Source organism: Clostridium sp. BIOML-A1, from assembly GCF_009874105.1.
Classification (GTDB): Bacteria; Bacillota; Clostridia; order Lachnospirales; family Lachnospiraceae; genus Coprococcus.
Genome location: NZ_WWTL01000004.1, coordinates 1 through 26,269, shown reverse-complemented (window position 1 = coordinate 26,269; position 26,269 = coordinate 1). Strand labels below are relative to the sequence as shown.

Annotated in this window: 22 protein-coding genes and 2 pseudogenes; 19 read left to right on the top strand and 5 right to left on the bottom strand. The window is 42.5% G+C overall.

Going from position 1 to position 26,269, the window contains the following annotated elements; translation table 11 throughout:
• The first annotated feature begins 133 nt into the window (after positions 1-133).
• The 4 genes from GT641_RS03985 (at position 134) to GT641_RS03970 (ending at position 6,298) form a co-directional block, all read left to right on the top strand.
• The gene (locus GT641_RS03985; protein ID WP_008402876.1) at positions 134-952 is read left to right on the top strand and encodes a pseudouridine synthase; all 819 of its coding nucleotides are present in this window, start codon (positions 134-136) and stop codon (positions 950-952) included.
• Positions 922-2,883 (top strand): NAD-dependent DNA ligase LigA, encoded by a 1,962-nt coding sequence (gene ligA / locus GT641_RS03980; RefSeq protein WP_161116879.1) that lies wholly within the window; start codon positions 922-924, stop codon positions 2,881-2,883. The genes GT641_RS03985 and ligA overlap by 31 nt, the downstream gene beginning before the upstream one ends.
• A gap of 51 nt (positions 2,884-2,934) precedes the next feature.
• The gene (gene metA, locus GT641_RS03975) at positions 2,935-3,861 is read left to right on the top strand and encodes a homoserine O-succinyltransferase (protein ID WP_008402874.1); all 927 of its coding nucleotides are present in this window, start codon (positions 2,935-2,937) and stop codon (positions 3,859-3,861) included.
• A 106-nt stretch (positions 3,862-3,967) separates the two neighbouring features.
• Positions 3,968-6,298, top strand: coding sequence for a hypothetical protein (locus tag GT641_RS03970; protein ID WP_161116878.1), 2,331 nt, complete (start codon positions 3,968-3,970; stop codon positions 6,296-6,298).
• 149 nt (positions 6,299-6,447) lie between these two features.
• On the opposite strand, the gene abc-f is transcribed toward GT641_RS03970, so the two are convergent.
• Positions 6,448-8,379: a ribosomal protection-like ABC-F family protein gene (abc-f, locus tag GT641_RS03965; protein ID WP_161116877.1), complete on the bottom strand. Its 1,932-nt coding sequence runs from the start codon at positions 8,377-8,379 to the stop codon at positions 6,448-6,450.
• Positions 8,380-8,618: 239 nt separating this feature from the next.
• Here abc-f and GT641_RS03960 point away from each other — a divergent pair, with 239 nt between their 5' ends.
• From GT641_RS03960 to GT641_RS03900, 14 genes and pseudogenes are all read left to right on the top strand, one after another.
• Entirely contained in the window at positions 8,619-10,406 is a 1,788-nt protein-coding gene (locus GT641_RS03960; protein ID WP_161116876.1) for a hypothetical protein, read from the top strand.
• Between the two features lie 78 nt (positions 10,407-10,484).
• Positions 10,485-11,123: a hypothetical protein gene (locus GT641_RS03955; RefSeq protein WP_161116875.1), complete on the top strand. Its 639-nt coding sequence runs from the start codon at positions 10,485-10,487 to the stop codon at positions 11,121-11,123.
• A 162-nt stretch (positions 11,124-11,285) separates the two neighbouring features.
• Entirely contained in the window at positions 11,286-12,386 is a 1,101-nt protein-coding gene (locus tag GT641_RS03950) for an FAD:protein FMN transferase (RefSeq protein WP_161116874.1), read from the top strand.
• Positions 12,383-12,748 (top strand): NusG domain II-containing protein, encoded by a 366-nt coding sequence (locus GT641_RS03945; RefSeq protein ID WP_161116873.1) that lies wholly within the window; start codon positions 12,383-12,385, stop codon positions 12,746-12,748. The genes GT641_RS03950 and GT641_RS03945 overlap by 4 nt, the downstream gene beginning before the upstream one ends.
• Before the next feature lie 44 nt (positions 12,749-12,792).
• Positions 12,793-13,359 carry a Gx transporter family protein gene (locus GT641_RS03940; protein ID WP_119962666.1) on the top strand — a complete coding sequence of 189 codons (567 nt, stop codon included), beginning with the start codon at positions 12,793-12,795 and terminating at the stop codon, positions 13,357-13,359.
• A 96-nt stretch (positions 13,360-13,455) separates the two neighbouring features.
• Positions 13,456-14,781, top strand: coding sequence for an electron transport complex subunit RsxC (rsxC, locus tag GT641_RS03935; RefSeq protein ID WP_044946183.1), 1,326 nt, complete (start codon positions 13,456-13,458; stop codon positions 14,779-14,781).
• A gap of 11 nt (positions 14,782-14,792) precedes the next feature.
• A pseudogene (locus tag GT641_RS13165) lies at positions 14,793-15,728 on the top strand (RnfABCDGE type electron transport complex subunit D); the annotation flags it as partial.
• A 42-nt stretch (positions 15,729-15,770) separates the two neighbouring features.
• Positions 15,771-16,382: an RnfABCDGE type electron transport complex subunit G gene (locus tag GT641_RS13160; RefSeq protein ID WP_243104387.1), complete on the top strand. Its 612-nt coding sequence runs from the start codon at positions 15,771-15,773 to the stop codon at positions 16,380-16,382.
• Positions 16,382-17,038 (top strand): annotated as a pseudogene (locus GT641_RS13155) (electron transport complex subunit E); the annotation flags it as partial. The gene GT641_RS13160 and the pseudogene GT641_RS13155, both read left to right, overlap by 1 nt.
• Before the next feature lie 743 nt (positions 17,039-17,781).
• Positions 17,782-18,357, top strand: a complete 576-nt coding sequence (locus GT641_RS03920; RefSeq protein WP_117785396.1) for an RnfABCDGE type electron transport complex subunit A — start codon at positions 17,782-17,784, stop codon at positions 18,355-18,357.
• 12 nt (positions 18,358-18,369) lie between these two features.
• Entirely contained in the window at positions 18,370-19,161 is a 792-nt protein-coding gene (locus tag GT641_RS03915) for an RnfABCDGE type electron transport complex subunit B (RefSeq protein ID WP_008402862.1), read from the top strand.
• 140 nt (positions 19,162-19,301) lie between these two features.
• Complete coding sequence (locus tag GT641_RS03910; RefSeq protein WP_008402861.1) at positions 19,302-19,550, top strand: YlmC/YmxH family sporulation protein; 249 nt, start codon at positions 19,302-19,304, stop codon at positions 19,548-19,550.
• Positions 19,551-19,606: 56 nt separating this feature from the next.
• Positions 19,607-20,074, top strand: a complete 468-nt coding sequence (gene nrdR, locus GT641_RS03905; RefSeq protein WP_008402860.1) for a transcriptional regulator NrdR — start codon at positions 19,607-19,609, stop codon at positions 20,072-20,074.
• Between the two features lie 12 nt (positions 20,075-20,086).
• A complete protein-coding gene (locus tag GT641_RS03900; protein WP_161116870.1) occupies positions 20,087-20,707 on the top strand; it encodes a YigZ family protein in 621 nt (206 codons plus the stop codon).
• 258 nt (positions 20,708-20,965) lie between these two features.
• Here the strand turns inward: GT641_RS03900 and GT641_RS03895 are convergent, their stop codons facing one another.
• From GT641_RS03895 to GT641_RS03880, 4 genes are read right to left on the bottom strand one after another with little or no spacing between them, the layout of a single operon-like run.
• Positions 20,966-21,997 carry an ABC transporter permease gene (locus GT641_RS03895; protein WP_161116869.1) on the bottom strand — a complete coding sequence of 344 codons (1,032 nt, stop codon included), beginning with the start codon at positions 21,995-21,997 and terminating at the stop codon, positions 20,966-20,968.
• Positions 21,998-22,018: 21 nt separating this feature from the next.
• Positions 22,019-23,137 (bottom strand): ABC transporter permease, encoded by a 1,119-nt coding sequence (locus tag GT641_RS03890; RefSeq protein ID WP_161116868.1) that lies wholly within the window; start codon positions 23,135-23,137, stop codon positions 22,019-22,021.
• 24 nt (positions 23,138-23,161) lie between these two features.
• Complete coding sequence (locus GT641_RS03885; protein ID WP_161116867.1) at positions 23,162-23,800, bottom strand: ATP-binding cassette domain-containing protein; 639 nt, start codon at positions 23,798-23,800, stop codon at positions 23,162-23,164.
• A gap of 1 nt (position 23,801) precedes the next feature.
• Positions 23,802-24,074: a hypothetical protein gene (locus GT641_RS03880; protein WP_008402855.1), complete on the bottom strand. Its 273-nt coding sequence runs from the start codon at positions 24,072-24,074 to the stop codon at positions 23,802-23,804.
• Positions 24,075-24,353: 279 nt separating this feature from the next.
• On the opposite strand from GT641_RS03880, the gene GT641_RS03875 reads away from it, so the two are divergent.
• Positions 24,354-26,063 (top strand): trypsin-like peptidase domain-containing protein, encoded by a 1,710-nt coding sequence (locus GT641_RS03875; protein WP_243143687.1) that lies wholly within the window; start codon positions 24,354-24,356, stop codon positions 26,061-26,063.
• Positions 26,064-26,269: the final 206 nt, after the last annotated feature.

Genomic DNA, 26,269 nt, shown 5'->3' with positions numbered 1-26,269 from the left:
AATTGAAAAGTTGTAATTGTTTACTTTTAATGGCCAGAATGGTATGATTAAAAAGATATGGTTATAAAGAAAACAGATAAAAAAGAGCGGCGAGAAAGCTGTAACAGAGAGACAGAACAGGAAGGGTCATGATATGGCAGAAGGTATTCGAATCAATAAATATCTGAGCGAAGCTGGTATTTGTTCCAGACGTGCTGCAGATGAATATATATTAAAGGGCAGGATCACAATAAATGGGAAGCCTGCGGAGATGGGACAGAAGATAGAGGCAAATGACAGGGTAATGGTTGATGGAAAGCCTGTAAGAAAGCGTGAAGAGACAGTTATTCTTGCATACAATAAACCATTGGGACTGACCTGTACGGCAAGTCATGATGATCCGGATAACATCTTCGATCATATAAAGTATCCGATCCGATTGCAGTATGTAGGAAGATTAGATAAGGATTCACAGGGATTGCTGCTTCTGACAAACGATGGAGATCTGTCAAACAGTATCCAGAAGTCAGTCAATAATCATGAGAAGGAATACCGTGTCCGCGTGAATAAGCCGATCACGGATGAATTTTTAACACAGATGGCGGCAGGTGTTCCGATTCTTGATACGGTGACAAAAAAATGTCGTCTGTATAAGATCGATAATTATTCCTTTAAGATCATAATTACACAGGGGCTGAATCGCCAGATCCGTCGAATGTGCGAATACTTTGGATACAAGGTCGTAAATCTGAAACGGCTTCGAGTGATCAATATTCGTCTGGGGAATCTGAGACCGGGTGAGTACCGCCATTTGACAAAGGAAGAAGAAACAGAACTCAGACGTTTAGTGGAACGAAAAGAAGAAGTAAAAACAAAGCGGGAAGAAGCACAGCCGGATAATAAAAATGAACAGAATGTTGTTGGAAACAAGAGGTATGTCAGTTGGAAAAGAGAGACAGGATCAAAGAATTAGTTGAAAAACTGAATGAGGCATCAAAGAAATATTATCAGGAAGATACCGAGATCATGAGCAATCTGGAATATGATGCCTTGTATGATGAACTGGTAGAACTTGAAAAAGAGACAGGAATCGTAATGTCGAACAGTCCGACGGTTCATGTTGGATATGAGATTGTAAGCGAGCTTCCGAAAGAGGCTCATGAGCATCCAATGCTTTCTTTGGATAAGACCAAGAGTGTGGAAGCACTGGCAGCATGGCTTGGCGCACATCAGGGTGTGATCTCATGGAAGTTAGATGGTCTTACCGTTGTCCTTACCTATGAGAATGGTACGCTTGTAAAAGCAGTAACCAGAGGAAATGGCTTAGAGGGCGAGGTTATAACGAACAACGCAAGAGTATTTGCAAATATTCCGAAAGAGATTCCATATAAGGGTAAGTTGACGATCCGTGGAGAGGCAGTTATCAAGTATTCAGATTTTGAGAAGATAAATGAGCAGATCGCAGATGCAGATGCAAAATATAAAAACCCGAGAAACTTATGCAGCGGCTCTGTCAGACAGCTGAATAACCGAATCACAAAAGAGAGAAACGTGCATTTCTTTGCCTTTAATCTGGTGGATGGAGAAGATGTGGACTTTAAGAATTCCTTTTCCTATGAATTAGACTGGCTGGAGCAGCAAGGCTTTGATGTCGTAGAGCATTATCTGATCGATGCTGATAAGCTTCCGGAGCGTGTTGCCCAGTTTGCAGAACAGATCGAGAAGAACGATTTTCCATCGGATGGTCTGGTACTGGTGTTAGAAGATCTTGCATATGGAAAGAGTCTCGGTAGAACAGCGAAGTTCCCAAGAGACAGTATGGCATTCAAATGGGCGGATGAACAGGCAGTGACCCATCTGCAGTATGTGGAGTGGAGTCCTTCCAGAACGGGACTTATCAATCCGGTTGCGGTATTTGATCCGGTGTCCCTTGAAGGAACAACAGTCAGCCGTGCAAGTATCCATAATGTCAGTATCCTTCGGTCGTTGCAGCTTGGGATTGGAGATGAGATCTCGGTCTATAAGGCAAATATGATCATTCCGCAGATTGCCGAAAATCATACCAGAAGTGGAAATGTACCGATCCCGGAATCCTGTCCTGCCTGTGGTGGCCTGACAAAGATCGTGACGGAGGGAGAGGGTGTAGATCAGGTAGAGACCCTTTATTGTACCAATGAATTCTGCCCTGCAAAGAAGTTAAAATCATTTGCGCATTTTGTAGCCAGAAATGCAATGAATATTGACGGTCTCTCAGAAGCCACGATTGATAAATTTATCGAACAGGGATATCTGGATCATTTGGATGATCTCTATCACCTGAATCGTCATGAAGAAGAGATCGTTGAGTTGGAAGGCTTTGGAGAGAAGTCTTATGCGAAGCTGATCCAGGCTGTTGATACATCCAGACATACAACGATGAACCGCTTTGTCTATGGCCTTGGAATTCCGGGTGTCGGAGATGCAACAGCGAAACTGATCTGCAAACATTTTAAAAATAACCTGGATCAGATCATGCATGCGGATGTAGAAGCATATACAGAGATTGATGGAATCGGAACAGTGATCGCGGAGGAAATTGTAAGATATTTTAAAAATCCGTCGAATTGTGCTATTATAGATAAGTTACTTCATGAATTAGAGTTTGAAGCAGAGACCGAGACTGTACCGCAGACACTTGCAGGTATTACCTTTGTAATAACCGGAAGTCTGGAGCAGTTTGCAAACCGGGATGAGATGAAACAGTATATCGAAGACCGGGGTGGAAAGGTAGCAGGTTCCGTATCATCAAAGACCGGATATCTGGTCAATAACGATGTGACCTCTACGTCTTCAAAGAATAAAAAAGCACAGAGTCTGGGAATACCGATTATTTCAGAGACACAGTTTCTGGAACAGTTTTCCTGAGAATATAGAAACAGATAAATGGCAGTTGAAACAGAAAGGACTTGATAGAAAATGCCAATTAGAGTAGACGATGATTTACCCGTAAAGAAAATACTGGAGGATGAGAATATCTTCGTGATGGGTTCAGACAGAGCCATCCGTCAGGATATCCGTCCGCTTGATATATTGATATTAAATCTGATGCCTTTGAAGCAGGATGCAGAATTACAGCTTATGAGAAGCCTGTCAAATACACCGCTCCAGGTGAATATTTCCCTGATCCGTACGATGACATACGAATCAAAGCATGCGCCGAAGGGACATCTGGAACGGTTCTACACTGATTTTTCCAGCATCAAAGACCGAAAATGGGATGGATTCATCATCACGGGAGCACCGATCGAGAAGATGGAATTTGAAGATGTGGAATACTGGGATGAATTAAAAGAGATCATGGACTGGTCAGAGAAAAACGTAACATCCACGATCCATATCTGCTGGGGCGCGCAGGCAGGTCTGTACTATCGGTACGGGGTGCAGAAGCATGAGTTGGATAAGAAATTATCAGGAATCTATATGCATCATACCTTCCACAGAAAGACACCGCTTGTTCGTGGGTTTGATGATATCTTCTATGTACCGCATTCCAGATATACAGGTGTCGATAAAGATGAGATCGTAAAAAATCCGCATCTGGAGATCGTAGCGGAGTCCGATGAGGCAGGACCTTATCTGATCATTGGCGATGAAGGAAAGAATATTTTCGTAACAGGACATCCGGAATATGATATTCTGACGCTGGATAAAGAATATAAGCGTGACCTTGCAAAGGGGCTGAATCCCGATATTCCGGTAAATTATTATCCGGACAACGATCCGAGCAAGACACCGATCAAATCCTGGCGTTGCCATGCCAATACTTTATATGCAAATTGGCTGAATTATTACGTCTACCAGATAACCCCATATCTGTGGACAGAGAAGAAAGAAAACAAATAATATCTCCACAGCTAAAGACATTGTTATATTTTGTGATTTTCGTATTGCTTTTCGGGCAGATGGAGATTACACGGAGATTTTACATGATTATATGGAGATGAAACAGATGAAAAAACAAATGAGACTATTGCTGTGTTGCCTTATATTTGTATTGATGGCATCCGGTGTGTCATTTACCGCAGAAGCAGCAACACCAAAGAAAACGAAACTGACGCAGGATGAGGAAACACATACATTTTCAAATGCAAAGGATGGATCATTCCGGTATGATTATGCTGTAAAGTCTGATTATTACAAAGGCGTGGCGGTCGATGAGAGTACAAAGATCCGTTATATGCTGATCGATTACGGTGACAGATTATGGGCAGTTGTAGCAGATGGAGACAGTGAGTGGACCGGTTCCTATGATACTTCTTCTTATCTTGCCAATATGTCCACAAGCTTTAAGCCATCTACAACGAAGACGGTACTTCAGATCAAGAAGAATAAGACGGGAAATAAATATCTGGAAAATGGTTTTTATTATGCAGATGATTATTCGATCCTGACAACCGGATTTTCCATGGATACTTATTATATCAATGGGGCAAAGGCAAAGGGCGTAAAAGAGATCGACGGTGTTTATTCCTTCTTCCAGAAGGGAAAACAGGTGACAAAGACCGGTTGGTACCAATCCGGCAAGACATATGTCTATGTATCAAAGAAGCAGGTGAAATATCGTTTTAACGGTCTCGTTTGTTATCAGTACAAGGCAAGTGGTAAGAAGCGTGTTACAAACAAGTTTCTTACGATCAATGATGTAGAGTATCGATTTGATAAAGCCGGGAATCTGGAACAGGGCTTTCAGGAAATAGCCGGAGAGTACTATTATTTTCAGGATGGACGCGCAAGAACCAACTATTATAAAAAAGTTGGAAAATACGGCTATTATTTTGGAGCGGACGGAAAAGCGGTAAGAAATACATGGGTGAAGTTTAAGAAGATAGATCGCTATTTTGCGGCAAGTGGACATAATACCAGAATCTTCTATGCGGCTGATTATACAAAGGCAGATAAAGCCGGAAGATATATGCTTTATAAGAACAAGAAATGGTCATATGCGGCAGATGGAATCCATAAGATCAATGGGGTATATTATTACTTTAAGAAGTCGAAGCTTGGAACAACGTCCTGTTGGTATGATAAGAATGACACAACCTCTTATTATATGAAGAAAGGCACGGTTCTTTACAAACGTGTTTACAAAGATAATACATATAGATTTTATCAACTGATAAATAACAAATGGAAGAAAGCAAAGAATATCTGGACTCCTGCAAAGAAAGGCGAGATTCATTATTATAATGAAGATGGAGTGCTGCAGTACAAGTATTTTACCGAAAAATATAAGACCGGTGCTTATCAGAAAACAATGTGGTGTCATAACACAGATACAAACAGATGGCAGAAAATGAAGAATATGCTCGTGTCATACAAAACATATTATTACTATGCCGGTTTGGACGGCAAGCTGTTAACAGGGGAAGGCTGGCATACGATAGATGACTGGTCAGCAGTGTATACAGATGCTGCAGGCAAAGTGTCCAAGTATATATATTATGATGCGGAGCAGGATTGTTCTGTCTATAAGCAGGGAATATATCTGAATGAACCTGTGACCGGGCTTGTAACAGTACAGATAAATGGTAAAGATGTATACTATCTGATCGGTGAAAGCGGAACCGCAACGACCGGTAGTCAGGAGATCGGTAATTATATCTATGATTTTGATCGTTATGGAAGAGCATATACAAGACGGCTTGAGGGCACACTCTATTGGAATACCGATGAATGGATGGCACGAGTGATCAATACATATCTCGGTAAGACAAATATCCCATGTAATGTATTTGCCGATCAGGCATATGCACTTGCCGGCGGAGATAATCCTGTTTTTAAGTTGGCTGTGAAATATACAGATGAGGTGACAGGTGGTATTATTCTGGATCGTATGTATACAGGAACGGAATGGGGCGGTACTGCGACGATTTCAGCTAAGCTGACACTTTCAGATGGTACGAATTGGTTAGAACCTGATTCAGTTGTACTGAATTCGAATGTAACACCATTTTCATATGATGCACTTACTCCGGGAGATATGATCATATATTATAAGGGTAAGAGTAAAGAAGCCAGCCATGTATCGTTATATCTTGGTAAATTTGAAAATGCACAGGCAGTAAAGGATTATCTTGTGAAGATAGGAATATCCAAGAAGAAAGCAGAAGCTTGTGTAAAAGACTGGGGTACTTATTATGGAAATGACGGAACCTACTGGTGTATCCATGGCGGCATGGGTAAGACGAGTCAGGTGTATATCAGTAACAGCGTCTATTGCATACCAGCTTCTAACAATACAAATACATATGCAAGAAAGATTGTAAATGTTATTGATTAAAGAATATATGTAGTTTTATGTTATATTTTAGAAAAAGCATTAGATGACAGATTTGTTGATGTTGTGTATAACAGACAACATCGGAAGTCTGTATCTAATGCTTTTTATTAGATTGGAATTATAAAGTACAGACAAAAGGGGAGGGACATTTACTCCTCGGAAGATAATTCTTCCCATTGTTCATACAATGTGTTCAGCTCTTCTTCTACGGAGTTTCGTTCTTTCGTCAGATCATTTAACAGTGCAACATTTGTTGCATTTTCAGGAACCAGAAATTCTTCATCAATTTCAGCCAGATGATTTTCAAGCTGTTCGATCTTGTCTTCCAGTTTTTTCAGATCATTTGCTTTTTTACGAAGTCTTGCCTGTTCGGCTTTGTTTTCCTTCCAGGAGAGCTTTGCCTGAGATTCCGGCTGCTTTTCTTGAGAGACAGTATCAGAAACCGGTGCAAATGCCTGCTTTCCGGTGGAAACCGGCTGGACTCTGTGACTTTCGTAGTAATCATAGTTTCCGATATAATTCGTCAACTTCTTGTCCTTTAATTCGATGATCCTTGTTGCTGTCTGATTGATAAAATATCGATCATGAGATACATAAAGGACTGTTCCCGTATAGCTTCGTATCGCTTCTTCAAGGATCTCCTTGGATGTGATATCCAGATGGTTGGTCGGCTCATCGAGAATCAGGAAGTTTGCAGATGAGAGCATCATTTTAGCAAGGGATACACGACCTTTTTCGCCACCGCTCAAGTCTGCAATCCGCTTGAATACATCCTCTCCGGTAAACAGAAAGGCGGCAAGAACATTTCTGATCCTGGTATTGGTCAGATCAGGGTAGGCGTTGCTGATTTCGTCAAATACAGTATTATTCATATTCAGAACCTGATGCTCCTGATCGTAGTAACCGATCTTGACACGGGAGCCTAAGATTACGGTTCCGGCATCCTTTGGAACAAGCTTGTTGATGATCTTTAAGATCGTAGTCTTACCGGTTCCGTTTCCGCCGATCAGGGCGACATGCTCACCTCGTTTGATCTCCATATTCAGATCGGAGAACAGATTATACTGTTCAAATGCTTTGGACAGTCCTTCAATCGTAAGTACATCTTCACCGCTGATAACGGATGGTTCCAGTGTCAGCCGCATCTCGCTGTTTAATTCGGTTGGCTTGTCCAGACGTTCCACACGGTCTAACATTTTTTCACGGCTTTCTGCCCGCTTGATCGATTTTTCACGGTTGAACTGCTTGAGCTTTGTAATAACTTCTTCCTGATGTCTGATATCTGCCTGCTGGTTTAAGTAGGCTTTCATCATATTTGCCCGGATCTCAGCACGTTTTTGAGAGAAGTAGGTATAGTTTCCGTTATATATGGTGCTATGACCACGATCGAGTTCTACGACCTTTGATACGATCTTATCCAGAAAATAACGGTCGTGGGAGACGAGGATCACACTTCCCTGATAGCCTGTCAGAAAGGTTTCAAGCCAGCTGATCGAATCCATATCCAGATGGTTGGTCGGCTCGTCCAAGATGATGATGTCCGGTTTCGTAAGCAGAAGTCTGCCGAGAGAGAGACGGGTTTTCTGTCCGCCCGATAAGGTATCGGTATGACGATCGAAATCTTCTTTGGAGAAGCCAAGTCCCCTTAATACTCCGGTGATCTCGCTTTCATAGGCGTATCCGTTTTTATATTCAAATTCATGGGTATAACGATTATAGGTCGAGAGAGCAGCGTTCAGTTCATCACCGGTCAGTGTTGTCATATCCTGTTCCAGTTTGCGGATCTTATCCTGAAGCTCGATCACGGGCTTCATGGCATCCTCCATCACGCCGTATACCGTATCGTCATAGAAAATATCCTGATGCTGGGAGAGGTAGCCGATCGTACGGTCTTTAGATAACACAATCTGCCCGGAATCTGCTTCTTCTTCCTGCATAATGATCTTTAATAATGTTGTTTTTCCTGCACCATTGATACCAACGATCGCCATTTTCTCCTTATCTTCAAGATGAAAGGATACATTATCGAGAATTACGTTGGTTCCGAATGCTTTACTTATATTTTGACAATCGAGAATCATAAGATTCCTCCTACTTATTTTCTTGTATCTTGTCAGATCTCATAACATTATATCGGTGTGTCAGGAAATAAGCAATATCCAATGAAATAGATTTTTAATAAACGGGTCCGATTTTCACATAAAATTTAGAAAAAGGTTATGCCATAAAAATTGACTGACAAGGGAATAAAATGGTATCATAATAGTGTATTTTTGTGCGTTTTTTACGGGTGAAAGTTATTTGAAAAGCAGGTGGTTACATGGAACGTAATAATGAGTCTTTTGCACTGATCAGTGACAAAGATATTCAGGAATTGAATGATGTAAGAACGAAGCTGGAACAGACATTGATGACGAAGCTCAGAAATGCCGGAATCTATTTTCACAGCATGTCGAGAGTAAAGACACTGACGTCATTACAGCGTAAGTTAGATACAGGAAAATATGGCACGGGAAAAGATGATAAGAAGATACAGGATCTGATCGGTATCCGTATTAATTTATTTTATACAGAAGATATCAGGATCAGTGAAGCACTGCTCGAAGACACCTTTATGGTAGATAATTGGTCAAAGACAGCATGGGAAGAGAACCGGTTTGAAGCCCAGAAGTGCAATGGTGTATTTAAGATCCCAAGCAAATATCTGATCAATATATCCGATCAGTTGTGGGAGCAGCCGTTTGACCGGACCTTTGAGGTTCAGCTCAGAACGGTTCTGTTTGAGGGTTGGCATGAGATCGAGCATGAGATGCGGTATAAGTATAAAATGGATGAAGGCTTCGATGATAACAGAAGCAGTCTGTGGGACGGACAGGAGAAGGATGCCCGCATGATGAACAGTATTATCGCAAACCTAGAGCTGTGCGACTGGTCAATCGTGCAGATCTTCGATAATCTGGCCAGAGACCAGTATATCAAGAAAAACTGGGAAAATGCGATCCGAAGCAAATACCGGTTAAAGATTACACAGGATAAGATCAAGCCTGAGGTCCGTGCATATTTTGATGAACATCCCGAGGTGGTAGAGAAGTTCTGGGCGGTATCCAAGCAGCAGCTTGTAAATATTCTGCTGAATAAAAAATATCAGAAGGTATTGTCGCCGAATAGGGTAATCTACCTCATTAATAAAGAAGTGGTAAATGACGAATTCATATCAGCACAGCTTGACAGAGAACAGTTCGGCAGGGTGTTGAACAAGGAGATCAAGCAGGAGATCCGGCCGCTGGTATCGGATCTGGTATTTGACCAGACGATACGGATACGGGATGACGGATTTGACCGGGCAAGTGAGATCATATACGAATGGGCGTACCAGCATATCTCCCTGATATTTGGACAGATGCCAAAAAAAATGGAGTCTGTTTCTTATGAAGTGATGGGGTATAAGTTAAAGGTTGTTGCAGAGAAGGAATATTTTCTAATGGATATGCAGACGATCAGCAATGAAGAAGCCGGTATGATCTGGCATGTGGTTGCAGAACTCCGAAAAGAAAGCGATGGATTGTATCTGACCTGCCGTCATATCTGTGAGAATATCTATTCCAGAGAGCGCCGGTATAATCGACCGAAGTTTATGCGGGATATATTTAATCAGGTCGGATTCCTGGATGCGGGTGTATTTATGGATGAAGACACCGAAGCGGTTCCGATATCCGCGGACCAACTTAAAAATCTTCTTTCGCATGATGGTAGAAGTCTTCCGGTGATCCTTGTAGATAAGCCGGAGCAGATTCCGGATTGGGCGCAGGATTTTGACGGATATACGATCAATGCAGAGGTTCTCTGTAAATCATTAGCCGGTATCTGTCATGTGTTCCTGGGAGATGAGAGCTGCATCAGCCGGATGCAGGAGATCTATGGAAATGAAAGTATTGATGGTGCAGTGTTCTACTGGGGCAGAGACGACGAAAGCCCTACGATATTTACACAGGAAGCTATCCGCAAAGCCTGTTTTGAGGAGGTAAATCACAGCGTCGATGAAGACGAGGAATACGAGAAAGCTTTCCGATATCGACTGCGAGAACTGGTCTGTCAGGAATTCCATTAAAAACCGGGTTGCAAAGATCAGAAAATGGATGTATGATTTGAGCGGAACAAATTTGAATGAAGTGGAGACAATATACAAATGGAAATCAGAGATATAAATGAAATACGGTCAGCAATCAAGTACATGGACTACAAGCCTGTAATGCTGGCAAAGTTTTATGATATTAAGAGCTTATTGTTCAAGGAGATCTTAGAGAACGAAGACTATTACAAGGTTGCCAGCATATTACCGAATCCGGGAAATGACAACAAGATTGTAAAATGTGTCAACATTCTGGATAAGAAATATATGGCAGGACGTGAAGTTGTAGACTGCACGAAGACACCGGGAGCAATACCGGCCGAAGCAGCAGAGGTTCTGAAAAGCATTCGTGCGACGGAAGATCCTGTATCCGTAAAGCTTTCCTTCGGTAAAGAAATGAAAGCTGAGGTATATATGAATATTCCAAGAGGTAACAGCCTTACGATCTCAGATATGACGATCACACCGGAGACAGAGCTCACAGTGATGAATCTGTATAATACATATTATACAGAGGGCTTTACACTTGCACTTCACTTTGATGATTTTGCAGTTGCAATCGAGCCATCTGCTTTAGACGGAATTAAGGGTCAGGGTGATGTATTTGTCTATGCGATGACGAAGAATGCCATTTATAAAGATTTTGGAAGCAGATATTTTGATATAGCTGCGATCCTGAAATATTACAGAGGATAGAAAAAGCTGCGGAGCGAGGAGCTTTGCGGACAGAGACAAAAAGAGAGCTGGAACCGTGGTCGGCAACAGCTCTTTTTATTTACACGGGTGATGTTCCTGTGAATAAGTTTGCAAAGTGCGTTTAAGCCTGTAGTGGCTGTTATATATGGAGGAATAAATGCTTTGAAGAATAAACTTGCATTATTATCAGGCATATTGTGTATCGGGCTGGTAATTGCGTTTATCTTTTATACCGGAAAGGATAATCAGAAAAAAGAAGGGTATACGACGACCGGATTTGCCATGGGAACTGCAGTTACGGTATCGGTCTATTCGGATCAGGGTAGACAGGATGCGGATGCAGTGATCGACTGTGTAAGCAGACTGGAGCGTGAACAGATCTCATGGCGGATAGAAGGCTCAGAGGTATACCGTGTGAATCATGAATATAAGGCAGGAGAGCCTTATGAGATAAGCTATGACCTTGCATATGCGGTCTTACAGGAAAGGGAGGTAAGCGAAGCGGGGGATGATCTGCTGGCACTCACGATCCGACCGTTAGCATCCTGCTGGGGTATCGAAGACGGAAAGAAGCAAGTACCGGAGACTCAGAAGATAGAAGAAGCCTGTTCGGCAGTTGACGATTCGAAAGTGCATATCGTAGATGAACAGGGGAAAGAGCTGACACAGGTAAGTGATCTTTCAGAGAATGGAACATGGTATGTGCTGTTTGATGAAGCAGGCTTAAGCCTTGATTTCGGTGCGATGGGAAAAGGCATTGCCTGTGACCGGGTGGCAGAAAACCTTGAAGAAAATCAGGTGGAAGGCGCTTGTGTGGCAGTCGGCGGCAGCGCCTTATGCTACGGCGCAAAGCCGGATGGTTCCGTTTTCCGGATCGGTATTCGAGATCCGAGAGGAACTGAAAATGATATGATGGGAACCATAGAAGTCCGGTCAGACAAGCATCCGGTCTATATATCAACATCCGGAGATTATGAGAAGTATTTTATTCAGGATGGAAAACGGTATCATCATATCTTAAATCCAAAGACCGGATACCCGGCAGACACCGGAACGATATCAGCGACAGTGATCTGTGAAAGCGGAGCATTAAGTGATGCCTTATCAACGATGTGTATTCTGCTTCCTGTGGATCAGGCACTTAAGCTTGTAAAAAGCTTTGACGCAGATGCGATTCTGATTGATGAGGATAAGAATATACATATGACAGAGCAGGCAGGAAAACAGTTCACGATAACAAATGGAGACTATAAAGTAAAATGATTAAAAAAAGAGATATCATTCTGGCACTTATGATGATCCTTTTAGGAATTGCCGGTTATGGAGTTATCCGGCTGGGTCAGAAAAAAGGCAGTCAGGTTGTTATATATGTAGATCAGAAAGAAATCGGCAGATATGATCTGGATACAGATACCACGAAAGAGATTCAGACCGCAAAAGGAACAAATACGCTGGTGATAGAGAATGGCATGGCGTATGTAACAGATGCAGACTGTCCGGATCAGGTATGTATTCGTATGGGGAAGATATCGAAGACCGGAGAGAATATTGTCTGCCTGCCGCATAAGCTGGTGATTCAGGTGGAAGGTGATGTTGGACAGGAATCAGAATATGATAATCGATAAGATCCGTTCATAGTATAGCAGGAAAGGGATAATAGAAAGAAAAGATGGGCCAGAAACAAAAAACTTCCCAAAAAAAATCTACAAATAGAAAGAGACAGAAAAAGACGCACAACAGCGCAGGAATGATAGCACAGCTTGGAATGTTTATTGCGGTTGCAATGGTGTTTTCATATATCGAATCCTTTATCCGAATCGATATCGCGGTACCGGGAATCAAGATCGGACTTGCCAATATTGTAACTATTGTAGTGCTGTGCAAGCTTGGACTTGCGGATGCGGTTTTGGTATCCGCGCTCCGTATCTTCCTGTCGTCTTTATTATTTGGCAATTTTACCGTTATGATATACAGTCTTGCCGGAGCAGCAGTCAGTATGCTGTTTATGTGGATCTCCGTTAAGCTCGGATTCTTTTCAACAACGGGAACGAGTATTCTTGGAGGTGTCGGACATAATGTCGGTCAGCTTATCGTTGCATATCTGGTGATAAAGAATCAAAATATCCTGATATATGCTCCGGTTTTACTGGTCTCCGGAACGATCGCGGGAGTTCTGATCGGTCTTGCGGCAGCATTTGTCATACGGGCGGTTGGCGGTCAGATTGGCAAGTTTTAGGGTTGTTTTTGACCCTGTGAAGTATTATTATATGATTAGTTTTTCTCGATAACAGAGAATGAATTGATAAGAATAACGAGAGAAAGAGGTATGCAGATGGGTTTATTAACTTTTTCGGGTGGTATTCATCCATATGAAGGCAAAGATCTAACAAAAGACAAGCCTGTCAGAGAATATCTTCCAAAGGGAGAGTGTGTTTATCCGCTCAGTCAGCATATAGGTGCACCGGCTGTTCCGATCGTAAAGCGTGGCGACCGTGTACTGGTAGGACAGAAGATTGCAGAGGCAGGAGGATTTGTTTCGGCAAATATCCATTCTTCAATCTCAGGAACGGTAAAAATGATCGAACCGAGGATGACAAATGGCGGTAATAAAGTAAATTCAATCGTAATAGAGAATGACGGTTTATTTGAAACGATTGATTTCTCTGAGAATGTGAGAGATCTCTCTACACTCTACAGAGAAGACATCAAGGATATGATCAAGGAGGCAGGTATCGTCGGAATGGGTGGTGCAGGTTTCCCATCTCATGTAAAGTTGTCGCCGAAAAATGAAGATGATATCGAATATATCATTGTAAACGGTGCGGAGTGTGAACCGTATCTGACATCTGATTACAGAAGAATGTTAGAGGAGACAGAAAAGCTGATCCTTGGACTTCAGATCTGTGTAAATCTGTTTGATAAAGCAAAGGGAATTATCGCGATCGAAGACAATAAGCCGGAAGCGATCGCAAAGATCTCCGAGCATCTGGCTGATAACGATAAGATCGAGGTAAAGGTCTTAAAAACCAAATATCCACAGGGCGCGGAACGTCAGTTGATATATGCAACGACAGGAAGATATGTGAATTCCAAGATGCTTCCGGCAGATGCGGGCTGTATCGTACATAATACAGATACGATCGTTTCCATCTATGAAGCGGTGATCGAGGGTAAGCCACTGTACACCAGAATCGTAACGGTTACAGGTGATGCTATCGTTAATCCATGTAATCTGCTGGTTCATAATGGTACAAGCTGTCGGGAGATCATAGAAGCAGCAGGCGGTTTTAAGGATGGCAAGCTGCCGGAGAAGATCATTGCGGGTGGACCTATGATGGGTAAAGCGATGTTCTCACTCGATGTTCCGGCAGTAAAAGGACTGTCGGCACTTCTTTGTATGACACATGATGAGGTTCAGGACTGGGAGCCATCTGCATGTATCCGTTGCGGAAGATGCGTGGATGTCTGTCCGGGAAGAATTATTCCGTCAGATCTTGCAAAATATGCAGAGCATGGCAATATAGATGCATTCTTAAAACATGATGGTATGGAATGCTGTGAGTGTGGCTGTTGTTCTTATGTATGTCCTGCCAAGAGACATCTGACACAGACAATAGCAGGAACCAGAAAGAACATTCTGGCAAGTAAGAAGAGGTAGGAGGTGGAGACATGGAAGAAACAACATTGAAGATTTCCGCATCTCCGCACGTCAGAGATCGGAAAACGACATCATCCCTGATGCTGGACGTAATCATTGCGTTACTGCCGGCGAGTGTGTTTGGTGTATATAATTTTGGAACAAAAGCATTTGTGCTGATCTTAACCTGTATAGCATCCTGTATCTTTTTTGAATGGGGTGTGGAAATGCTCCTGCACAGGAATAGTACTGTAAAAGATTTCAGTGCAGTCGTAACAGGCCTGCTTCTGGCATTGAATCTTTCACCGGAGGTTCCGGTATGGATGGCGATACTCGGAAGCGCATTTGCTATTATTATAGTGAAGCAGTTATTTGGTGGTCTGGGTCAGAACTTTATGAATCCGGCACTTGGAGCCAGATGTTTCCTGTTAATATCATTTGCGGGAAAGATGACTACATTTACATATGATGGAGTCACAACAGCGACCCCACTTGCGATATTAAAGAGTGGCGGAACAGTAGATGTATTAGATATGTTTATCGGAAGAATCGCAGGTACGATCGGTGAGACATCTGCAATCTGTCTGTTGGTCGGTGGTTTATATCTGATTATTCGTAAGGTGATCAGCCCGATCATCCCATGCGTTTATATCGGAACATTTTCTGTATTTATATTCCTGTATTCCCTTGCTTCCGGTATGGGCTTTGAGCCATTATATCTGGCAGCGCACCTTTGCGGTGGTGGTCTGATGTTAGGTGCTTTCTTTATGGCGACCGATTATGTGACCTCACCTATTACGAAGAAGGGCAAGGTTGTATTTGGTATTATCCTTGGACTCCTGACCTTCCTGTTCCGAATCTATGGCGGATCGGCAGAAGGTGTATCCTATGCGATCATTATTTCGAACCTTCTTGTTCCGTTGATCGAACGGTTTACACAACCGAAGTCATTTGGTAAGGGTGCTGAGCTTCAGAAGGAAGAAGGCGGATCGGCAGCAGACGGTAAGAAGATGGATAAGAAGTCTATCGTGATCGCAACGGTAGCGATCCTTGTCATTACACTTGTTGCCGGCGGTGTGCTCGCATATGTACAGCAGATCACAAAGAAGCCGATCGAGCAGGCAGAACAGCAGGCAAAGGAGGACGCATACCGGGAAGTATTTACAGAGGCGGATAACTTCCGGACGGTAGATGGCTTCGACAGTGAGACTGCAGCTACATGGCTTTCGGATAAAGGCTATAAGGCAGATATAGATGAGGCAGTAATTGCCTGTGATAAAGACGGAAATGCACTTGGTTATGTATTTGTTATTACATCCCATGAGGCATATGGCGGAGATCTTCAGCTTGCCCTTGGTGTGGCAGAGGATGGAACTACAAACGGTATCTCCTTCCTGTCATTAAGTGAGACAGCGGGCCTTGGTATGCAGGCAGATACAGATGAGTTTAAATCACAGTTTGCAGGAAAAAATGTAGCACAGTTTAAATATACAAAATCCGGTGCAGCATCGGATGAGGAGATCGATGCATTAAGTGGTGCGACGATCACGACAAATGCAGTTACAAATGCAGTAAATGCAGGACTTTCCTATGCAGATTATCTGAAAGGAGGAGCAAACTAATGGGTAAATGTACAGAACGTTTATACAATGGTATCGTGAAAGAAAATCCAACCTTTGTACAGATGCTTGGTATGTGTCCGACACTTGCGGTTACATCATCAGCGATCAACGGGGCAGGTATGGGACTTTCTACAACGTGTATTCTGGTATTAAGCAATGCGTTTATCTCACTGCTTCGTAAGGTGATACCGGAAAAGGTCAGAATACCATCTTATATTGTTATCATTGCTTCCTTTGTAACGGTTATTCAGTTTTTAATGCAGGCATATCTGCCGTCCTTAAATGACAGTCTTGGAATCTATATTCCACTGATCGTAGTAAACTGTATTATTCTTGGACGTGCAGAGAGCTATGCTTCTAAGAATAAAGTCCTTCCGTCAATCTTTGACGGACTTGGAATGGGACTTGGATTTACGATCGGTCTTACTCTGATCGGTATGTTCCGTGAGTTGATCGGAAAAGGCTGTGTATTTGGATTTCAGATTATCGGAGAAGGCAACCTCCTTCAGAAGACATCAGGAATAGGAAAAGTAATCGGAGATGTGCTTGCAACATATACGCCGATCACAATCTTTGTACTTGCACCGGGAGCATTCTTTGTACTTGCTTTTATCATCGCAACGATCAACAAGAGAAATGCGAAGAAGGCAGCAAAGGCACTTGCAAATGGAGATGAGATCCCTGTAAGCTGTAAGCCGGAAGCCTGCATGGGATGTGCAAACATTATGTGTGCCGGAAGAAAGGCTGCTATGCAGGATACTCAGGCTAATGCACAGACAAATGCCGGCAAGGCATCCGTCGCACAGACGCCGACAGCACCGGTACCACAGTCGAAAAAGGTTGTGATCCCGGATAAGATAGCAAAGAAGCCGGTAGAGCGGGAAGAAGGACAGCCGGCACAGCAGGCACAACCAGTGCAGTCAGTACCATCAGCGCAGCAACCGGTTCAGGAGATGCAGTCGGCACCGGTCGTACAGCAGACTGCTACTCAGAGTACAATGCAGCCGCAGATGGCAGCTTCATCAGAGCCTGAGATGACAGTTCCGGTATCACAGGAGCCACAGATACAGGCAGCACAATCAGCGCAGCAGCCGGTTCAGGAGAAAACAGCGTCAACTGTACAGCAGACTCCGGTTCAGGTGGCGAAAGAGATGTCTGACAGACCGAGAATCCACATCCCGGTAAATCTGAACAGAGTACCACATGCAGTTGTACTCGCAGAGACAGACAATCCGGTTTCAGAGTCAGAGAAGGCGGAAGCCGTATCGGAAGAATCCGATACGGTGGACACATCAAAGCTTGTAAGACCGGATGTTGCAAGTGCAGATCAGGTAAACAAATATCAGGAATTTGATGAAAAATCTGCAGATAAAAAGAATAAGAAAAGGGGAGGTAGAAAATAATGCATATTTTATTATTGGCAGTTGGAGCAGCCCTCGTAAATAATGTAATATTAAGCCAGTTCCTTGGACTGTGTCCTTTCCTTGGTGTATCAAAGAGTGTAAACACAGCGACCGGTATGGGCGGAGCCGTTATATTTGTTATGACGATCGCTTCAGCAGTAACGAGTATTGTTTATTATGGAATTCTTTCTCCGTTGGGATTGGATTATCTGAATACGATTGTGTTCATTCTTGTAATAGCAGCATTGGTACAGTTTGTAGAGATGTTCTTAAAGAAGAATATGAAGTCTTTATACGAGTCACTCGGAGTATACCTTCCATTGATCACAACAAACTGTGCAGTTCTTGGTATCGCACTTTCGAATGTGCAGAATGAATATACGATTCTTGAGAGTATTGTAAATGGCTTTGGTTCAGCAGTAGGTTTTGCGATCTCAATTACGATCCTTGCAGGTATCCGTGAGAAACTGGAATACAGTGATATTCCGGAAGCATTTAAGGGTACTCCGATCGTTCTGATCACATCAGGTCTGATGGCAATAGCGTTCTTTGGCTTTGCCGGATTGATATAAGGAGGGATCGTTATGGATATTACAACAATTCTGATCGCAGTTGCAGTTGTAGCAGGCGTTGGTATTATCATTGGTGTTCTGCTTGGTGTAGCTGGTGAAAAGTTTAAAGTTCCGGTAGATGAGAAGGCAGTTATGGTGCGGGAACTTCTTCCCGGAAATAACTGTGGTGGATGCGGATATCCCGGCTGTGATGGTCTTGCAGCAGCCATTGCAAAGGGTGAGATGCCGCCATCTGCATGTCCGGTTGGAGGAACCGCCGTTGCAGAGGCAATCAGTGCAGCACTCGGCGTAGAGAATACAGCAAGCACCAAGTATGTAGCCTTTGTCAAATGCGCAGGTGACTGTGAGAAGGCAAAGGATGTTTATGATTACGTTGGACCAAAGACCTGTGTTCTTGCACAGAACAGTCCGAATAACGGACCAAAGGGCTGTACATATGGCTGTACAGGATATGGTTCCTGCAAGGCTGTTTGTGAATTCGGTGCGATTGATATTATAGATGGCATTGCAGTTGTAAATGAGGAAAAATGTAAAGCGTGCGGAAAGTGTGTAGATGTCTGTCCAAGACATCTGATCGAGCTGGTTCCGTATGATGCCCCTCATCGTGTCAGATGTAATTCAAAGGAAAAAGGAAAAGAAGTAAAGGCAGTTTGTTCAGCAGGTTGTATCGGCTGTTCACTCTGCGTCAGATCCTGTGAATTTGATGCGGTATCGGTAGATCAGAACCTCGCACATATTGATTATGATAAGTGTACCCATTGTGGCGCATGTGCCAGAAAGTGTCCGGTCAAGATCATAAGCTGATCAATGTGAGCGGATTCAGAGCCTGACTGCTGTGACTGATTCATAGGCAGATCGGTGCAACCGATAATTTATATGTCTAAATATATTCTCTGTTTCATATTATGATACGGAAGGTGGATTTTGTTGAAAAGGGAATATAGATGAGGTTTTGTGAATTAAAAGAAAAAGAAGTAATAAACTGCAAGGACTGCCAGCGACTTGGCTTTGTTGCAGATATTGAATTTGATCCCTGCTCCGGAAGAATTGAGACGATAATTGTTCCTGAGCAGGGAAAAATTTTCTGGTGCTTTGGATCTTGCGAGGAGTATCGCATTGATTTCTGTAATGTAGTAAAGATCGGGCCGGATATTATTTTAGTTGACATTCCTCCACGAATATGTAAAAGTTAGTAGCAGAAAGAATAGAGGGGATAAAATGATGTTCCCTGATTTACGGAGGCAAAAACATGAGATGTCCATTTTGTTATGTTGATGATACAAGAGTTATAGATTCCAGACCGGCGGATGACGGCTGTTCGATCCGAAGAAGAAGACAGTGCGATGCCTGTGGCAGACGTTTCACAACGTATGAAAAGGTTGAGACGATCCCGCTTATCGTAATCAAAAAGGATAAGAACAGAGAAACCTATGACAGGAAGAAGATTGAATCCGGTATCATAAGATCCTGCCATAAAAGACCGGTATCAGCGGAACAGATATCCAAATGCATCGATGATATCGAGAACGAGATCTTTAATCTGGAAGCAAAAGAAGTAGAGAGTACGACGATCGGTGAGATCGTTATGGATAAGATCAAGGATCTGGATCAGGTAGCTTATGTAAGATTTGCTTCTGTATACAGAGAATTCAAAGATGTGAATACATTTATGAATGAGCTGAGCAAATTATTATCGACAAATACCGACAGGAAATAGACGGGAACAATCATGGTAGATTCTTATAATACAATACTGACACCGGGCACCGATGAGATCGTTGAGAAGAAATCCAGATTTATCGGTTATGCACAGCCGGTTTCTTCGGAAGAAGAAGCGTATGCATTTGTCGAAAGTGTCAAGAAGAAACATTATGATGCACGACACAACTGTCATGCATTTGCGATTGGAAAAGAGAATACCCTCTATCGTTTTTCAGATGATGGAGAACCGCAGGGAACCGCAGGAAAGCCGATATTAGAAGTGATATCGGGAAATCAGGTAACAGATATCTGCATTGTGGTTACAAGATATTTCGGTGGTACTCTGCTTGGAACCGGAGGACTTGTCCGGGCATATACAGAAGCTGCCAAGCTTGCCCTTGCAGACGCCGGCATTCACCAGATGCAGCGCATGAAGCTTATGGATATCACCTGCTCCTATAATGATTCCGGCAAAGTACAGTATCTCTTATCAACAAATGAGATCAGTATAGAGAATACAGAATATGGTGCAGATGTAACTTTCCATACAGCAGTTCCTGTCGCCGATGTAACCATGATCGAAAAAAAGATTACGGAAGCAACAGCAGCCCGCGCTGTCATCGACGAAAAAGGCGAGAAATTCGTATAAACAGAGCTCATTCTTTTTGCGCCAATTAATTTAAAGCAAATATAAAATAAGCTTGCCTGTGACGCTATATGATTAATTATGACATTTGTATAAGTTTCGTTATGAGCCTTGCACTAGCTGTCAGCACCAAGCCCATGTTTGAACCCGAAAGGGTGAGTTTGGGCGACTGCTGACAAATATGCTGTGCTAGACGAATAGAAACGATACAACATCATAGTTAATCATATAACGTTACAGGCAAGCTTATTTTTGTTTCCCCTAAAAAAAGGTCGGCGGAAAGAGGTAGGACAGATACCGCAGGATCGGCGCATAATCCTCCAGATGCAGGAAGATCGGCGAGAAGATCAAAGTGCAGATTACAAGAACCGGAAGAGCCGATACAAACGGCTTATAATGTCGGAAGATAAGCAGACAGATAAAAGTGAACAGCAGACACAGCAGTATATATCCGAACATCTTTAACAGAAATGGCAGGATGGCTTCCGGCTGCTCATATAAGTAGAGCGTAACTACACTGACCAGCCATACCGGTGTTATATTAGCAAGAATACCGGTCAGACAGAAACGCAGTCTTTTCCGTTTGGATACTCTGTCATAGATGTGTTCATCCTGATCCTTCAGATAGACCAGCAAACCGACCAGAGAAGATAAGAACAGAAGAAAACCGGTAAATTCATGAACCGGGAACAGATCTACGCGGTCGGTTGTTCCGTGATAGGCTCCTGTATTATTGACAGATAACCGGAAGACAGAATCACTGTTCATATAATTTCTGTATTGATCTTCCAGATATGACTGGAAAGAACTCCGATAAAAGTCTTTTGTGGCAGAATTCGATGCCAGATAGTTGACGGCAATAGCCGGCGAGAAAGCATCCAACAGCCGGTCAAATAATGTTTCGGAAAAAATTGACTGGAACATCGAAGATGGGGAAGTGTATAAGCGGATGTGGCAGTTCTTGATATCATGTATAAATGCGTCAGAAAACCCATTGTCAAACGCAAATCCACAGTCATATCGCCCGGATGCAACCTGATCCTTTAATTCCTCCATAGAACTGCATTTCTCGAAAGTAAAGCAGTCCTGATGTCCGGAGAGCTCCTGCTCCACCTGTGCCAGGTAACTGTTTGATTCTTCCATATAATATCCACAGATGAATACCGTGCTTTTTTCTTCCACCGGCAAATTTTTTATATAGAATGCCGTGAACGGAATGATCAGCAGCAACAGAAGATTGATGAATTTTTTTGAAGTCCGTTTTAACAGGATTCTGTATTGACGTAACAGCATAAGCAGTTGTCCTTTCATCGATTAATGGTAAAACCCATTACATAAGTGGTTTAACAGTTGATAATACGGGGTATGTTCAGCAAAATTCTGGATGAAGTCAGGCAGAAGTCTGACCGGAACAATACCGCCTCCGATATAAGCCAGTAAGAAAGCTGTCAAAAATAACAGCAGGCATGCCCCGGAATATCCGGTTGGCAGATACCCGATCAGCAGGATAACGAATCCGATAAACAGGATCGCGGGTATTCCGGCAAAGAATCCCGATATATGAAACTGCAAAGGGGCAAAATGACCGATCGTACCTCCGGTCATACAGCTAAAGAACAGTATCGTATAGATCATAAATAATGTGATCGTAAGTGTCAGATACTGACTGATTATAATATGCGCTCCGGTGATTCCATGAAGCTTCAGACGAAGACGTAATGTATCAGAATTCCCTTTTATAAAAGATAAAAAGACGATTCCGCTGAAGAACAGCAGAAGCAGCAGCCCGGATACTATATAATACTGATAAGGGGTATAAGCTCCGGTAAGCTGTAAGTCTTCTCTGATATAAAGCTCTGTCCTGGATAAGACATAATCCATGTAGAGATTATCGGCATCCGTTGCGATTTGTTCTAGTGCGGTATCCGGAAGCCCCATTTGATATGCCCCCTGATAAATGATCGTAGTTGCAGCCTGTGCAGTAGCAAGCATTGATGAGGTGGATTTGAATACCTCATTTAGAGTGTAAGTATCTAAAGTACCATCCTGATTATAAATGACCGTGATCGGATTGTCCTCTCCGTATATAATGCTGTTGATGATATTATCGGGAATGATGATCAACGCCTTGATTTCGTCGTTTTCAAGCATCTGTCTGCCGTGATCTTCGGAAGCTATCTCGATGAAACGGCAGGTAGTCCGGTAGCTGTCCATTTCACTTACCATAGAATATGCCATCTTGGCATAAGGAGAAGAAGCATCGGCAACCAACCCGACATTGACCGGTTCGATGGTCTGTTCATTATATAATAACCGGTTTGACAGCAGAACGACGACAGAGAGTCCGACTGCCAGAATGAGAGTGATCAGGACAAGCGGAAGAAAACGCTGTTTTATTCTTTTAAGGTCTGTTAGAAATAATCGAAAAAACATAAGAACATTCACATCCAATCTGAATCAGGCACGAAGCATGGTCGCATAATCTGTACCTTTTGCTTCCTGTAGTAAACCATCCTTTAAGATATAGATGCGATTACAGATGGAGAGCGCATCTTCTTCATGTGTTGCAACGATAATGCTGCCACCATTTCCGGTATATTCCTTCAGATAGTCCAGAATTCCTTTTTTACAGAGAAGATCTAACGCAGCAAGTGGTTCATCCAGTAATAAAAGATCCGGCTGCTCCAGCATACAGATAGCAAGGCTCAGACGTTTCTTCATACCACCGGACATTGTACTTACCTTCTGATGGAGAAAAACATCTACACCGAGTCTTTTTAAGATAGAGAGGCTGTAGGTGCTGTTTAGCTCGGTAGATCTGCCGGAGTACCAGAGCTTCAGATTATCCAGACCGGACAGCTCCGGAATCAGTGGATTTTCCTGTGGAAGAAAGCTGACCGTTTTATCCGTTTCGTCAAAAGAATAAGTGCCATGATCCTGTCGGAGTCCGCCGGACAGAATACCAAGCAGCGTTGATTTTCCGGAACCGTTGATTCCCAGAAGTCCGATACATTCACCGGGTGCAACTTGCAGGGAGATATGATTTAGTACCATTTTCTTTTTATAATTTTTCCCGATATCATTTACAGTAAACATATTAATAATCCTCTTCAATAATCTGAAAATCCAGATAGTCGAATTCGATCGCTTCTACGAAATTATCATGATCGAAACGTGTTCTTGCGTGGAGAATAAAATCATTTTGATTTTTCTTCAGCCAGATCGGTTTTGCCAGATCAAATTCATAGCACATTTCCTCTAATGCTTTATATACCTTTTTTGTTCGTGTCAAAGATGCATCATCTATACAGACAACCGTATCCTTTACCAGGTGGTTATCCTTCATTATTTTACCCCATACTCGGAACATAAGTTAAAACCTCAATTTCTATATAATATATGTAAAAATATTGTATACCATAAAAATCATTCTGTAATCTGTCATTAAAAACTGTATTTCAATTTCCATATGAAGTCAAGCATAAATAGATGTAAGTTGTTCAAATTTTTTATACACGAAAAACACATTTCTTCTACATGGAAAACACACTTCTTACACAATTACAGATTATAGTATAACCTGTAAATAAGAAAGAGAGCAGTAAACAAAAGAAAGCTGCTGTTACATAGAAAGAAAGGATGATTGATTATGGATGAGAATTTTAGAGAAGAACAGGATTGTCAGTTCGACTCAGAAGGTCAGACACAGGAACAGACACAGACAGCTTCCGAACAGACGACTGAACAGATGAATATGCAGAATGAGAACAGCTCCTATAGACAGACCTATGGAAGCAGCAACGCATATGAACAGACCGGTTCAGGACAGAATACAAATGCATATAACCAGCAGAACTCACAGAACAGCATGTATCATGGAACACCGGGACAGAATATGTATTTTGGCGGTGCATTTTACTCCAGTAATCAGCATGCAGGATATAACAGTCAGACCGGCTATACATCAGCTTATACGAATCCTTCAGGAAATACAGCACAGGGTACAGGTGCTTCCACGCAGAATGTGACTGGTTATTCCGAAAATGTTAATAAAGCAATGCAGAAAGCTGCTGAGAAGGAAAAGAAAAAATCAGAAAAAATGGTACGCTCAGCAAAGAAGAAAGCAGATAAAAAAGCTAAGAAAGAAATGAAGAAAACAAACGGTGGAAGAAGTACAGGAAAGAAGGTGGCAACGACTATAGCTGCGGCAGTTGTCTTCGGACTGGTTGCAGGCTGTGTCTTCCAGGGTGTCCGGTATGGCAGCGATAAGTTCTTAAAGAAAGAAAAGCAGACGGTTCAGATCGGATCAGATACAACTACAAGCTCCGCTTTGCTCGATGCAAATGCCTCCGGAAGCACCGGTGACGGCAGTGTAGCAGATGTAAGTGCAACTGTAATGCCATCCATTGTATCCATAACAGGAACATATGTAACAACATATCAGTACTGGTTTGATACCTATGAGCAGGAGCAGTCAGGAGCAGGCTCAGGTATCATAATCGGAAAAGATGAAACAAGCCTTTATATCCTGACGAACTATCATGTAGTAAAGAATGCAAAAGAATTATCAGCAGGATTTATAGATGGTGAATCAGCCGGTGCAGAAGTAAAAGGCTATGACGAATCAAATGATGTAGCGGTTGTAACCGTTCCGTTAAAGAAGATCAAGGACGACACATTAAGTCAGATCAAAGAGATCACGATCGGTTCATCCGAGAACTTAAGAGTCGGAGATCCATGTATCGCCATTGGTAACGCACTTGGATATGGACAGTCGGTAACAGTAGGATATATCAGTGCTCTTGACCGTGAAGTTAGTGTAGATGACGGAACTGTAAAGGTTCTTCAGACTGATGCAGCTATCAACCCTGGTAACAGTGGTGGTGCTCTTGTAAATATGAAGGGCGAACTGATCGGTATGAACACAGCGAAATATGTAGACAGCACAGTAGAAGGAATGGGCTACGCACTTCCTATATCCGATATACAGGATATCATCAACGATATTCTTGCAGGCAAGAGTACAACCAAATCAGGATCAACATATCTTGGCGTAACCGTTAAAAATATCACATCTGAATATGCAGAAGGACTGAATATGCCGGAAGGAGTATATGTATATTCGGTAAGTGAAGGATCTCCGGCAGAGAAATGCGGACTTCTTACAGGTGATATCATTGTAGGTATTGATGGAAATGATATTTCAGACAGTACAGATCTTCAAAGTCAAATAGCAAGTGGAAAGGTTGGCGATGAGATCGAGATCGAATTCTACAGAAATGAAAAAGGTGAATATGTTAAGAAGACTGTAAAAGCAACGCTGGAAGCAAAGACAGAAGATTTGACCCAGAATAACTAGAAGTTTTAATATATACAGATAGAGAATATCAGACGGAAGCCTTGAATATGGGCAGTTATATATATAAGTATAACAGCCATATTTGGGGCTTTTTTCAGGCATAATAAAAAAATGAAAAAAATGTCAAAGAAAGTGTTGACATCTGACGTCTGATTTAGTATTATATCAACTGTTCGCGGTACGAAACACCGAACGAACAAAGATCA

What these genes read in the sequence shown, in the direction of transcription:
- GT641_RS03985 (WP_008402876.1), top strand. Translation starts at nt 134, where the DNA reads ATGGCAGAAGGTATTCGAATCAATAAATATCTGAGCGAAGCTGGTATT.
- GT641_RS03910 (WP_008402861.1), top strand. Translation starts at nt 19,302, where the DNA reads ATGAGGTTTTGTGAATTAAAAGAAAAAGAAGTAATAAACTGCAAGGAC.
- abc-f (WP_161116877.1), bottom strand. Translation starts at nt 8,379, where the DNA reads ATGATTCTCGATTGTCAAAATATAAGTAAAGCATTCGGAACCAACGTA.
- rsxC (WP_044946183.1), top strand. Translation starts at nt 13,456, where the DNA reads ATGGGTTTATTAACTTTTTCGGGTGGTATTCATCCATATGAAGGCAAA.
- GT641_RS03895 (WP_161116869.1), bottom strand. Translation starts at nt 21,997, where the DNA reads ATGCTGTTACGTCAATACAGAATCCTGTTAAAACGGACTTCAAAAAAA.
- GT641_RS13160 (WP_243104387.1), top strand. Translation starts at nt 15,771, where the DNA reads ATGGATAAGAAGTCTATCGTGATCGCAACGGTAGCGATCCTTGTCATT.
- metA (WP_008402874.1), top strand. Translation starts at nt 2,935, where the DNA reads ATGCCAATTAGAGTAGACGATGATTTACCCGTAAAGAAAATACTGGAG.
- nrdR (WP_008402860.1), top strand. Translation starts at nt 19,607, where the DNA reads ATGAGATGTCCATTTTGTTATGTTGATGATACAAGAGTTATAGATTCC.
- GT641_RS03970 (WP_161116878.1), top strand. Translation starts at nt 3,968, where the DNA reads ATGAAAAAACAAATGAGACTATTGCTGTGTTGCCTTATATTTGTATTG.
- GT641_RS03915 (WP_008402862.1), top strand. Translation starts at nt 18,370, where the DNA reads ATGGATATTACAACAATTCTGATCGCAGTTGCAGTTGTAGCAGGCGTT.
- GT641_RS03945 (WP_161116873.1), top strand. Translation starts at nt 12,383, where the DNA reads ATGATTAAAAAAAGAGATATCATTCTGGCACTTATGATGATCCTTTTA.
- GT641_RS03885 (WP_161116867.1), bottom strand. Translation starts at nt 23,800, where the DNA reads ATGTTTACTGTAAATGATATCGGGAAAAATTATAAAAAGAAAATGGTA.
- GT641_RS03880 (WP_008402855.1), bottom strand. Translation starts at nt 24,074, where the DNA reads ATGTTCCGAGTATGGGGTAAAATAATGAAGGATAACCACCTGGTAAAG.
- GT641_RS03940 (WP_119962666.1), top strand. Translation starts at nt 12,793, where the DNA reads ATGGGCCAGAAACAAAAAACTTCCCAAAAAAAATCTACAAATAGAAAG.
- GT641_RS03960 (WP_161116876.1), top strand. Translation starts at nt 8,619, where the DNA reads ATGGAACGTAATAATGAGTCTTTTGCACTGATCAGTGACAAAGATATT.
- GT641_RS03955 (WP_161116875.1), top strand. Translation starts at nt 10,485, where the DNA reads ATGGAAATCAGAGATATAAATGAAATACGGTCAGCAATCAAGTACATG.
- GT641_RS03890 (WP_161116868.1), bottom strand. Translation starts at nt 23,137, where the DNA reads ATGTTTTTTCGATTATTTCTAACAGACCTTAAAAGAATAAAACAGCGT.
- GT641_RS03875 (WP_243143687.1), top strand. Translation starts at nt 24,354, where the DNA reads ATGGATGAGAATTTTAGAGAAGAACAGGATTGTCAGTTCGACTCAGAA.
- GT641_RS03900 (WP_161116870.1), top strand. Translation starts at nt 20,087, where the DNA reads ATGGTAGATTCTTATAATACAATACTGACACCGGGCACCGATGAGATC.